The organism is Brevundimonas sp. (genome assembly GCF_041911375.1).
In the GTDB taxonomy this organism is placed as follows: Bacteria; Pseudomonadota; Alphaproteobacteria; order Caulobacterales; family Caulobacteraceae; genus Brevundimonas.
Genome location: NZ_JAYRPA010000013.1, coordinates 43,090 through 54,572, shown reverse-complemented (window position 1 = coordinate 54,572; position 11,483 = coordinate 43,090). Strand labels below are relative to the sequence as shown.

Sequence of the window (11,483 nt, the reverse complement as noted above, 5' to 3'; positions counted from 1 at the left end):
GTGTCGCGACCTTAGCCCGCCGTGGCGAAGAACAGGCGCGGCACGGACGGGTGGGTGATCCGTCCGACCAGCAACGGCATGTGATCCACCCGGCGATAGGGCTGGCCCACGATCGATTCGTACTCCCGCCCGTACAGGTCGCCCAGCGACACGCCGGGGTCCACCTCACGACGTACGCCGCCGGCCTGAGTGGTCGCGCCGTAGTGGAGCTGGTGGAAGGTGCCCTCGCCGACCAGCATGATGAAGCCGTCGCCAGCCGCTTCGACGGCGCGGCGGAAGAAGTCGAAACTGGCGAGACCGCCACCCAGTTGGACGAACCGCTCGTCATAGCCGCCGATCGCCTGGAACATCGCCTTCCTCATGACGAAGAAGGTGGTCTCCGTGGGCGGAACCAGAACGCCCATCGCATAGCTTTCGCCCAGGGCGCAGATTTCGAACAGGCGATAGCCGTCGCCTTGCGGCCAGCCGATATCGGCGAGCAGACGGTCCTCCACCTCGCGGGTGTAGCCTTCCTCGACTGAGACCTGCTGGACCTTGGGGCCCAGGTGAAAGCCCAATGTGGCGACGAAGGCGCGGGAGTGCAGGGCGGCGGCGTCCAAGGCGGCGCGGATCATGCCGGGCGAGACCATGCGGGCGCCGTCAATCATCAGGGCGACGTGCTCGGCGCGGGCCAGGGCCACGCCCTGGTTGATGGCGCGGCAGGGCGATACGCCGCCCTCATCGACACGCAACACCCGCACGTCCGCCTCGGCCGGAAACAGCTCGCGTCGCAACGGCTGGGTCGAGCCGTTGTCGACGACGATGATCTCGACTTCGTCAGGCGCCACGCCGCGCTGGTAGGGCGGCAGCAGGGAGGTGACGGTGCGCGGCAGTTCGCGCGCCATGTCGAAGCCGATGACGACAATGGACAGGGCCGGGCGGCTCATCGTGCGGCGTCCTGCAGGGCGGCCCAGAGGTCGGCGACCGAGGGCGGCGCGGGATCGGCGATGCGCTGGTGGTTCAGCTCCTCGGCGCGGAAAGGCATCGGCGCCGTCGCATCCAGGCCCAGGGCGGCGGCGACCGTGCGGACACGGGCTTCATAGTCGGGCGCGTCATAGTCGATAACGGCCAGGCCGGTCAGGTCGCGCCAGCGCAGGACGGCGCGGTTATAGGCCGACCAGATTTGCAGGCTGCGCTCTCGGTCGAAGCCGTTGCGGGCGGCCAGGGAGCCCGCGACGGCCAGGGGATGGCGAATGGAGGCGGTCAGCCGCAGCTCGGGCAGGGCCTCGAACCAGCCGTCCAGCAGCAGGGTGGCGCGCGGGTCCTTGAAGCCCCAGGGTCGAGGCAGGGCGTCATAATCGGCCAGAACGGCCCTGAGGGCGGCGATCTCGTCCCGCGTCCAGGCGATCGGTTCGCCGGGCGGATCATCCCATGCGGCGCCGACCCGGGCCAGGACGGCGTCATGGATGGGCCAGAAGCGCGGGTTCTCGCGATTGCCCTTCTTGTTGTGCGGGGCGGCGGTGTTCACCTCGCCCAGGTTCAGGCCCAGGTCCTCAAGGCAGCCCGCCAGGCAGGACGTGCCGGACCGATGCATGCCGATGACGGCGACGGGCGCGGCGGGAGGGGCAGATGGCATGAGGATCTCGGCTTGCCGACGGTAAGGCGACTTAACCCGGCGTCGCGCAAAGAAAAAGGGAGGGCCGAAGCCCTCCCTTTCCCAGTTCAGGCGTGAGCCTGGACTTAGTCGGCCAGCGATTGCTCGAAGGTTTGGCCGTCGCGGGTGTTGCGCAGCTTGGCAACCAGGCCGGTGTCTTCCTGGTTGATCGTGACGCGGAAGTCGGCGCGGGTGAAGTTGCCGAACTGAGCCACCAGTTGAGCGCTGGTGACTTGCAGGTCGCCGTTAGCCGGCACGCCGCTCAGAACCAGCGGAGCGGCCGTGCTGACGAACGGCGTGGCGACGCCGTTGACGACTTGCGTGCCGCTGATCATGCGGATGGTGACCGGGGCGGAGTCCGAGCTGTTGCTGTTGCTGACGCGGATCACGCTGGTGGCCAGGCCGGTGCCCGAAACCCAAGGCGCCGTGAAGTTGGTGCCTTCCAGCTCGATCGTGCCGGCGTCGGTCGTCGAAGCGGCCGGAGCGGTGAAGCCCGTTTGAACCGTGGGTGCCCAGGTCACGGTGTAGGTGCCAGCCACGAACTCGTCAGCACCGTTGTTGATGATGTCCAGATCGGTGGAGCCAGCAGCGAACGCTTGAGCCTGACCGGCCGTGAGGTTGCGAACCGAGGTGTTGGCGGGCGAGGTAGCCGCCGCCGTGCCGGTCGCCGGGTCGAAATTGACGGTCACGTCGGAGTTGATCACCGGTCCCCGAACGGTCAGGGTCGCAGCGCCGAGCACGTTAGCCGGGGTGGCGTCGGTGCCAGCGAGATCGGTGTTGTATTCGCCGGTGTTGACCACTTCGAAGTCCGAAGCCAGTTCGGCGGTACCCGAGCCAGCGATGGTGACATAGTCGTCGCCGCCAGGCGTGGTGGCCAGTTCAGCCGTCAGCGAGTTCGACGTCGCCGAGATCGGCTTCAGGTACGGCGAATAGGTCGAAGCAACCGTCGAGGAGGCCGTGTCAACAACGATGTTGCTGCCGCCGATGACAGCCGTGACGGTGCTCGCAACCGTGATCGGGTTTTTGGCGCTTTGGCTGACGTTCGCCGACAGCGAGAACGACTCAACGGTGGAGCCGCCCGGAACCGAAACGAGGAAGGTCACGACGCCATTGTTGTTGCTCACCAGCGTAGCGGCGGTCGGCAGAGCGGTCGGGCCGGTCGCCAGCGCCAAACCAGTCGAAGCGACGGTGGCGCCGTTGATGGTGAACTCGACAAGGTAGTCACGGGTGGCGGCGCCGCTGCCGATGACGATCGGAGTGGTCAGGGTGTTGGTGGCGACCATGGTGCCCGTGACCGGAGCAGCCGCCGTGACGTTGCGCTCCGAAGCAATCTGATAGGTCACAGCAGCGACAGCGCTCGAGCCCGAGCCCGTCGCAGCCGAGAACTGGTTGCCGGTCACGTCGGTGCCGAAATAGCCCGAGATCGAACCGGCTTGGGCGGCGCCGGCGAACGAGAGGGCGGCAACCGAGGCGGCCGCGAGGAAAAGCTTCTTAGTCATTTTGGATAGGGTCCCCAGTGAAACCGTTTGATGTGGACGAGCCAACAAGTGAACGCCTTTCGGTCACAGTTCGGAACCCGGAAAGGGAACAGGCTGCGCCCACGGCAGTTGATACCTACCCTCGCGCGCTTCGGGCCGTCAAGACCTTGTTTGACCAAGAAACATCGTCACGCCACTATTAATTTTCTTCGACCCTCGCTGATCTTAGGGCTTCCTAACGAAGTTATAACAAGCGGCTTCAAAGAGTGGTCGGACCGCTGCTTATCCGGCGCCATATAGCCTCGCTGAACATCGATGGGCGTTTCTTATTGTTACGCTTCGACATCTATGCGTCACAATCTTCTTTTGGAATGTGACCGCCTGCGGTAGTTCGGCGAGCGGCGATGTCCGTGTCCTGATCGAGTGATGCTTTGTCCCAACGGCTAGGGTTTTCTATCGCCGGCGCGCAGAAATGCGGCACCACGGCCCTGGACGCCTATCTGAGGCGGCATCCAGCCCTGTCGATGGGGCGGGACAAGGAGAGCCATTTCTTTGACCGGGAGACGGGCGTGGACTGGCGGACGCCCGATTACGACATCCTGCACCAGGCCTATGCGGACGATGACGGGCGACTGAGGGGCGACGCGACGCCCGTCACCCTGTTCTGGACCCCGGCGCAATACCGGATGCTGGCCTATAATCCGCAGATGCGGTTCATCATCCTGCTGCGCGATCCGGCGGAGCGGGCCTACTCGCACTGGAAGATGATTCGCGGTCGCGGGCAGGAACCGCTGCCGTTCGGCGAGGCGATCCGCGAGGGGCGGGTGCGGATCCTGAACGAAGGCGCTCAGTCGATGGCGACGCGCTGGTTCAGCTATGTGGAGCGCGGCTTCTACGCCCGCCAGCTGAAGCACCTGGCGTCGTTGTTCGGCTGGGAGCGGCTGCTGATCCTGCGCCAGGACGATCTGTCGGCGCAGCCCGAGGCGACGCTGGCGCGGGTGACCGACTTCCTGGGGGTTCCGCCTCTGGGTGCGGTTCCCCCTGAACGGCGAAACGTCTCGGCCGACACGGAGGTGATCGGAGAGGACGACAGGGCGTATCTGAACGCGCTCTATCGCGACGATCTAGAAGAACTGCGCGCCCTGACGGGCTTGGCGTTCGATTAACCGAAGGGCCGTCCCTAAACCGTCGCCGCGATCGCTTCGGCGTCGCAGACGCCATGAACCTGTCAGGGCCACGGCCGCAGGCGCGTGAAGGGACGAGCTTCTCGATCGAAGCGGGGATTGAAGAAGGGATCTCGGCGGAAACGTTCGCCCCAGCGTCGCCAGAGCAGGCGACCCGCCGCCTCGGCCACCTTCAGGCGCTCGCCGTCCCGGCTGAAACCTCGGCTCTTGGACTCGAGATGGTAAAGCGAGACGTGGGGGTCGTAGAGGGTCTTGAGGCCCTGGCTCCAGGCGCGCAGGCACAGGTCGACGTCGTTGCCTTCGACCGGGAAATGCGCCGCGTCGAAGCCGCCGACGGCCAGGAACTTCTTGGTTTCGATCGCCAGGCAGGCCCCGGTCACGGCGACGGCCTGATGGGTCAGGGCGTGTCGGCCCATATAGCCCGGGTTCGCGGCGGGCGCGCCGACGCCGTCATGGATGAGGAAGTTGGCTTCTCGGTCTCGTGCAATGAAGCCCGCGTGCTGGATCGAGCCGTCCTCATAGAGAAGGCGAGCGCCGACGCAGCCGACGTCCGCCCGCTCGGCCTGGGACGCCAGTTCATCCAGCCAGTCCGGACTGATGACGACGGTGTCGTTGTTCAGGAAAACGAGCACCTGGCCGAGGGCCTGCTCGACCGCCAGGTTGTTCATCAGCGCCCAGTTGAACGGCCCGTCGTACGGCAGGACGCGGACCAGGCTCTGATCCTGCAAGTCGTTCAAGTAGGCGCGCGTCTGAGCGTCGTCGCTCGCGTGGTCTATCACGATGAGGTCCAGCGCGACGGCGTTGTCCGCCGCCGATCTCAGAACGCTGTCCAAGCACGGCTTGAGAAGCTCCAAGGCGTTGCGCGTCGGCACGATCACGCTCACCACCCGTGACGCCGGACGGCGCTTCACGCGAACGGCGCCCTCCACGTCCGCCCCGAAAATGTCGTGACCCAGCTCGATCGACAATCCTGGCGCATCGCCCAGAACCTTTCGGACATGGTCCCGCCAGATGACGGCGTCTACCGGGGGGCGAGCGCGATGCGAGGTCAAGACGGCAGGGATATGCGCAATCCGTCCCCCCTCTTCCGCCAGGCGCAGAACCGTCGCCGCCGGGACCAGCCGATCATGGAGTTCGGCGGGCGCTGCGCCGGCCCTGAAGGCGACGCAGTCTCCGACGTAGGGCCACTGGCATAACAGATCGAAGTCGAAGTCCGGCCTGAGCTGTGGGTCGTGCCGACGAGCCGCTTCGCCCCCAGGGGCGAAGACATCGGAGTCGGCGTAGACGGCCATTACAGCCTCGTCTTCGAAGGCGGACGAAAAACTCGCCAGAGCCGTCGGCGCCAAGAGGCTGGCCGCCGGCATGAGGAGGCAGATATCGTATGTCCGGTTCGCGTCCTCGCCTGCTGCCGATATCTGATCCGCAGGAAGTCCCATTCCCGCCAAGCGGAACCTGAGGGAACGCAATTGCTGCTCGCCGTGCGCATCAAGCCCGGTCACTTCCACCGCCCAGCGCTGGTGCGTCTGGTCGAGGACTGACCGAACGGCGTCTTCAACCTCGTCCGGCCCCGCCCCCTCGGCCATGAGCGACACCAGGACGCGCCGCCCTTCGCCGCCCGACAGCTCAGCGCCTCCAGCGCATCCATAGGCGGCGGCGTACTCTCCATACTCCGACAGCGGGAAGCCGAGCCGAGATATCGCTGTCGGCAGGGCCGATTGGATACGGTCGAGCGACTCGCGCAGCTTTCGGACTTCTGACACGAGCGCATCGTAGGCCTCTGACCCGTTCGGCAGGCCGGTTTGGGTCGCTGTCGCTAGACTGCGACCCGTCTCTGCGTCGCGGATTTCCAACGAGGCCGTGCGCCGGTTCGGGAAGCCGGGGTGAGGCAATCTGAACTCGAAGGCGCCGCTTCCTCCAAATCGATCCTGCAGATCGCGCCGGAAACCGTCGGCAATGGTCGAGGACACGAACCGCCCATCCACCCAAAGCTCAACCCGTAGGGCCCGGTCGAACGCCTGCCTGTCCACAGCCCAACCCTGGACCCAGTCGGCGTCGACGTTCTCGACCTCAGCGCTTCTTCTGAAGAGCCCTGCGTTGTCGGTGATGTAGGTCAACCCGTCCCACGCATCCGAGGTAAACGGGCGGACGGGGCTGAGGCCCGACCACGCCTGGAAGTTCTGATCTGTGAACAGCGTTTGGTAAACCGCTGGCCAGAATCTCTCTTCCCGAAGCCTTTCGGCCGCGGCCGCTGAAACCGGCAGCCGATCGGCAAGCCAGGTTCGCACCCAAGCCGGCACGTCCTCGGCGAACAGACCGCCCGCTGGCGGTCGCCGTTCGGCGAGGGGTGAACTCACGCGATCTCGAAACTCGGGTCCATCGAAGAAGACGCCGATGACGAATGGCAGATCGTGGCCAATGAAAGCCTGCACCGCCTCTTCATCCGGTGTGCGCCCGAGTGCGAAGGCGTAGATGGCGACGACATCCTCCCGCGTGGCGGGCGCGTGTGCGCCAGTGGACTTCTCGCCATGCATCTTCGAACCTTGCCCCTCTGCTGCGCTCCGCCTAGCATTGGCCGGTGTGTAGCCAAAACCTTTCGCACCTACACCGAAATTACCCCGAAGCGGATTGACTTGCAGCGACCCACGTGGAGAACGCCGCTATTCGACTGCGCACGACTGAGGCTGTGAACTTGCTAGCTAAATCGCTTTTCAAGAAACCGAGCGCCAGGCCCTATATCAAGGCCGGGGACGCCGCTCGCGATGCGCAAAACTGGCTGGGAGCGGCGGAATCATATGGCGAGGCCCTGAAGCTCAAGCCGGAGCGCGCCGATATTTGGGTGCAGTTGGGTCACGCTCGCAAAGAGGCTGGAGATCTGGTCGGCGCCGAACAGGCTTATCGGCAGGCGCTGAAGTTGGAGCCTCGTGTTTACGACACTCACGTGCAGATGGGACACCTGCGGCGCCTCGAGAAGCGTCTTCCAGAGGCGGCGGGGCACTACCTCGACGCCGCTGAAATCGATCCAAGTCAGCGCTATCCCCTAGAGGCCGTTATGGAGCTCATCTCGCAGGGCGTTGACGTCGATACCGAGCGGGCGGGACGTCTAGCGAAGAGGTGGGGTTCATCCTTGACGACCGGCAGCGACCACATGTCAATCTCTGCGCAGCTGGACGCTGCGATCGCGCGCTTGGAGCCGTCTTTGCGGGCGGCCAATTCGGCCTCCATACAAGCCTTGGCCGAAAGCATACGATCAATCGAGGCTAAGCTCGGCCAGCGTGGGGACAATCCGACACGCGCTTCGGACGGCCTTCAGATAGTTTTTGACGTTTCCGACCTCGTGGGCTTCTTTAATGTCGCCCGCCTTCCGACTGGCATTCAGCGCGTCCAGATAGAGGTGATCTCCAATCTCCTTACAAGAGAAGGCGGTGGATCAAACGTCGCCGTCTGCACCTTTTCGAAGAATCGTGACCTATGGTCAGAGGTTCCCGCCGATATCTTCCTGAGGCTGTGTCAACTTTCGCTGGAAAGCGGAGATGTGGCGGATGAGAATTGGTCCAGTGTGGTCAAGTCTCTGAGAGCAGTCACCGAGCTCTCACCTGAGTTCCGGTTTCAGGAAGGCGCCTGCCTTGTAAATCTGGGAACCTCTTGGTGGCTCCAGAACTATTTTCTCCACGTCCGACGCGCCAAGGAGCTGTACGGCGTCCGATACGTTCCCTTCGTTCACGACATGATTCCTGTCATGACGCCGGAGCATTGCGTAAAGGAGCTGACGCAGGATTTTATCAGTTGGGCCCTCGGGGTGTTCGCTCACGCGGATCACTTCCTGACTAACTCGGAAGCTTCGAAACGAGATCTGATTACGGTCGCCGAGCAACTTGGGTATGCCCTCGAACCCCAGAATATTCACGTCGTTCGCCTGAACGCGGATTTTCGGAAGCCGACCATATCCGTCCCTACCGCCCAAACCTTGTCGCGATATGGTTTGGTCGAGGGGCAGTATGTGCTTTTCGTCTCGACGATTGAGTCCAGAAAGAACCACCTCAGCGCGTTCAAGGCGTGGCAGGACTTGATCCGCCGGCGTGGCGCGTCTGATGTGCTGAAGTTGGTCTGCGTCGGCAACCGCGGCTGGCTGAACGACGCCGTCTTCTCCAAGCTCGAGGCAGACAAGGACCTGCAGAGCAAGGTGATGATTGTCTCAGGGGTCTCCGATCCCGACTTGGCTAACCTCTACAAGGCGAGCGCTTTCACCCTCTATCCGAGCACCTATGAGGGATGGGGGCTGCCGGTGACGGAATCCTTCTGTTACGGCAAGGCCGCGCTCTTGTCAGACTCGTCGTCACTGCCTGAGGCCGGCGGTGACTTCGCCGACTATTTCCGGGTCGGGGACCAGGCCGAGTTCATACAGAAGCTGGAGCGGCTGATGTTCGACCTCCCCTACCGGAGGGAGCGAGAGCAGAACATCCTTTCGAACTTCCAACCGCGACCATGGCGGGAGTTGGGAGAGGACATCGAACAGCGCCTCCTGAGTTGGTTCACCGCTGGGGAGAGGGACGCACTGCCTGCCTCTCACGTGCCGACGCTGGGACGCTACTACCCTCTCAACCGAACCGAGGCGTTAGCCATCCATAGGACAATGGAATCGGGCGAACGTTTCCGCAGCGGAACTGGTTGGTGGTTCCCAGACGACTGGGGCAATTGGACCAAGCCCGAGGGGGGCGTCCTCAAATTACGCTTTGAACCTGACTCCATCGGCAAGCCAAAGCGTCTTTATGTGCGCCTGCTTGGGCTAAGCGCGCGTTCACAACCCTATCGCATCGCGTTGGGCGGCGTCACGGCCGAGGAGGGAATGCTCGCTCCTCAGCAGAACCTTTGGTGTGTTGTGAACGTGCCCGTCGATGCGCAGGCCTCGGGAGAACTCGTGGTCGGTCTTCACGGAGGGGCTTACGATGACTTCGCTGCCACGACGAATGGACGGGACACCCGAAAGGGCGGCTTGGGTGTCTTTGGTTTCATGATATGTGATACAGACGATTTGCTTTCGCGCGCCAATCTCATGGAGGCGATCGCTTTGGGTGGTGGACGTCTGCCAGGATTGGACAGCTGATGACCGCGGTGGGTTGGAAGAACGAAACGGTAAGCCTTACGGACCTGGCGAATGCCTCCGGCTCCGATAAGGGCACATCCGGTCATCCTTCTCCCCACCATTACACCCGCATTTATGACATGCTGCTCCAGCCGCACCGGCACAGCCTGACGAACATGCTGGAGATCGGCCTAATGGCGGGGGGGCCAGAGGTGGGCGGCGATGTTGATCGGGTCGTCCGTACCGCGCCCTCGGTCGACATGTGGCTGAAGTTCTTCCCCGAAGCCCAGGTGCGGGGCTTCGACATCAGCGACTTCTCATGGGTCGAGCACCCACGCTTCACTTTCGTTCGCGGCGACAGCGGGGTAGCGTCGGATCTCGAGAAGGCGGCGGCTTTGGGGCTGTTCGATCTCATCATTGACGATGGGTCTCACGCCTCTTTCCATCAACAGCTTGCCTTTAAGGTCTTATTTCCGAAGCTTCGCCCTGGAGGTCTTTACATTATTGAAGATCTGCAGTGGCAGTCCCCCTATTACGAGGACCAGCTGCCGACCACGCACAAAACCAGTGACGTGATCGACAACTGGTTCAAAACCGGCCAACTGCCCGAGTTCTCGGCGCCGGAGCTAGGTGGGCTGCAAGAGCTTGGTGCAGACATCGCGTTCGCGACCGTGTTCAACCAGCCTTTCTCACACGGGGCCGTCTATCCGAAGATGGCGGTCATCCACAAAAGCTTGGACTCGACGAACTGAAACCCCCTAGCCGGGCGTGAGCTTTGAGCGAAACTCGTCGCTATTGATCATGTAGTTCGCGACTGTGGAGACGCCATCGCGAACGCCTCGCCGTTCCACGGTTTTAATATATGGGTTCTCGGATCCGCCATCCGCAGGGCGGCCTAGGATGCCCTCGTACAGCCCCGCCACGATGTCCAAGGCGCTTCCGCCCAAGGCGGTTCCCTCGTTCGCTGATCCTGAATCCAGGATACGGGAAATCTCCTCCCGAATGTGGGCGACACGGGAACGAAGATCGGTGGAGTTCGAACGCAGGTGCTGGCGAATGAAGGTCGCCCAGGCTGAGTTGATCAGGTCGGGGGATTCTACCCAGATTGCGGCCTCATACTCGGACGAAGCGGCCAGAATTTCGTGCAGGATGGACTGATCGTCAGGACCGCCTTGGGGGAAGTTCGTCACATGCTCGATGCGTGGCCACGCCTCGAGGCAGCGCGCCTTCCATTCCTTAGCGAACCTCACGCCCACTTCATTGGACAGGTTCAAGAAGAATACGCCGGCGTTAACGTCCCACCAATTATCTGACGCCAGGGATGACGTGAATATGGCGGCGCGATCCGCATGTGCATCGAGATAGCGCTCTAGATCGAACGATTGATCCTCGATCCAAGCATCGGCGTCCATATAGCACACCCACCCTGTCACGCCTCGCTCGATCATTTCATCAAGGATGAAGACGCGGTTGAACGTCGCCTGCCACGGGTGAGCGCCCTTCTTGATGCCGAGGAACATTTCGTACTGCAGACCCTTGGCCGCCGCGTACGCGGTTACGGATCGTGAGGTGAGCCCCACCATCTCGGCGTACTTGAAGGCGTCGGAGGTCTGAACGAAGGTGGTGGTCAAGGCATGCTCCAACATGTGAGAGGCCCGCCGGACGGGTCCGTCGGACAGTCATGCGGGCTTAGCAGAAATCGCTGATGATCAAAGCGGGCCCCAATGTTTTGTTTGTTCGGGAACGATTTATTCCTGCCGATGCGATCGATCTGACCAACGGTCAGAGTCACCTCTTGAAAGGCAATTGCAGAAGCGCTTGAGCAGAGTGTTTATTGGCTCAATGCAGGCTCATTATGAGGGCGGCCGCCCACCCAGCACGCAGATGCGGACTGGACGTCGTGGAAGGAGGGCGCGCCCTAATATGGCGTGCTAAGGTAGCGCAGTATCCGCAGGAAACTTAACTTGCAAGAACCTCGATAAGTTCGGGGCTGGCATGCGCTTCTGAAACATCATTGCGAGGACTTTCCCCAGATATGGGGCTCGATCTCCGGTGAGCTTAGACTGACGAGCGGAATGGCTCGCATTCTGCGAGCACGTCATGGACCA

The 11,483-nt window shown here is 62.8% G+C and carries 8 protein-coding genes; 3 read left to right on the top strand and 5 right to left on the bottom strand.

Going from position 1 to position 11,483, the window contains the following annotated elements; genetic code table 11:
* Positions 1-11 precede the first annotated feature (11 nt).
* From ACE3PU_RS02090 to ACE3PU_RS02080, 3 genes are all read right to left on the bottom strand, one after another.
* Positions 12-926, bottom strand: coding sequence for a glycosyltransferase family 2 protein (locus ACE3PU_RS02090; RefSeq protein ID WP_374386153.1), 915 nt, complete (start codon positions 924-926; stop codon positions 12-14).
* Complete coding sequence (locus ACE3PU_RS02085) at positions 923-1,615, bottom strand: hypothetical protein (RefSeq protein WP_374386151.1); 693 nt, start codon at positions 1,613-1,615, stop codon at positions 923-925. Before ACE3PU_RS02085 ends, ACE3PU_RS02090 begins: the two co-directional genes overlap by 4 nt.
* Before the next feature lie 104 nt (positions 1,616-1,719).
* On the bottom strand, positions 1,720-3,132 hold the full coding sequence (locus tag ACE3PU_RS02080; protein ID WP_374386149.1) for a hypothetical protein: 1,413 nt from the start codon (positions 3,130-3,132) through the stop codon (positions 1,720-1,722).
* Between the two features lie 410 nt (positions 3,133-3,542).
* On the opposite strand from ACE3PU_RS02080, the gene ACE3PU_RS02075 reads away from it, so the two are divergent.
* Positions 3,543-4,277 carry a sulfotransferase gene (locus tag ACE3PU_RS02075; RefSeq protein WP_374386147.1) on the top strand — a complete coding sequence of 245 codons (735 nt, stop codon included), beginning with the start codon at positions 3,543-3,545 and terminating at the stop codon, positions 4,275-4,277.
* 62 nt (positions 4,278-4,339) lie between these two features.
* Here the strand turns inward: ACE3PU_RS02075 and ACE3PU_RS02070 are convergent, their stop codons facing one another.
* Complete coding sequence (locus ACE3PU_RS02070; protein ID WP_374386145.1) at positions 4,340-6,826, bottom strand: glycosyltransferase family 2 protein; 2,487 nt, start codon at positions 6,824-6,826, stop codon at positions 4,340-4,342.
* Between the two features lie 113 nt (positions 6,827-6,939).
* Here ACE3PU_RS02070 and ACE3PU_RS02065 point away from each other — a divergent pair, with 113 nt between their 5' ends.
* Both ACE3PU_RS02065 and ACE3PU_RS02060 read left to right on the top strand, forming a co-directional pair.
* Positions 6,940-9,396 (top strand): glycosyltransferase, encoded by a 2,457-nt coding sequence (locus ACE3PU_RS02065; protein WP_374386143.1) that lies wholly within the window; start codon positions 6,940-6,942, stop codon positions 9,394-9,396.
* Positions 9,396-10,127 (top strand): hypothetical protein, encoded by a 732-nt coding sequence (locus ACE3PU_RS02060; RefSeq protein ID WP_374386141.1) that lies wholly within the window; start codon positions 9,396-9,398, stop codon positions 10,125-10,127. Before ACE3PU_RS02065 ends, ACE3PU_RS02060 begins: the two co-directional genes overlap by 1 nt.
* Before the next feature lie 6 nt (positions 10,128-10,133).
* Here the strand turns inward: ACE3PU_RS02060 and ACE3PU_RS02055 are convergent, their stop codons facing one another.
* Positions 10,134-11,006, bottom strand: a complete 873-nt coding sequence (locus tag ACE3PU_RS02055; protein ID WP_374386139.1) for a hypothetical protein — start codon at positions 11,004-11,006, stop codon at positions 10,134-10,136.
* Between the last annotated feature and the right edge of the window lie 477 nt (positions 11,007-11,483).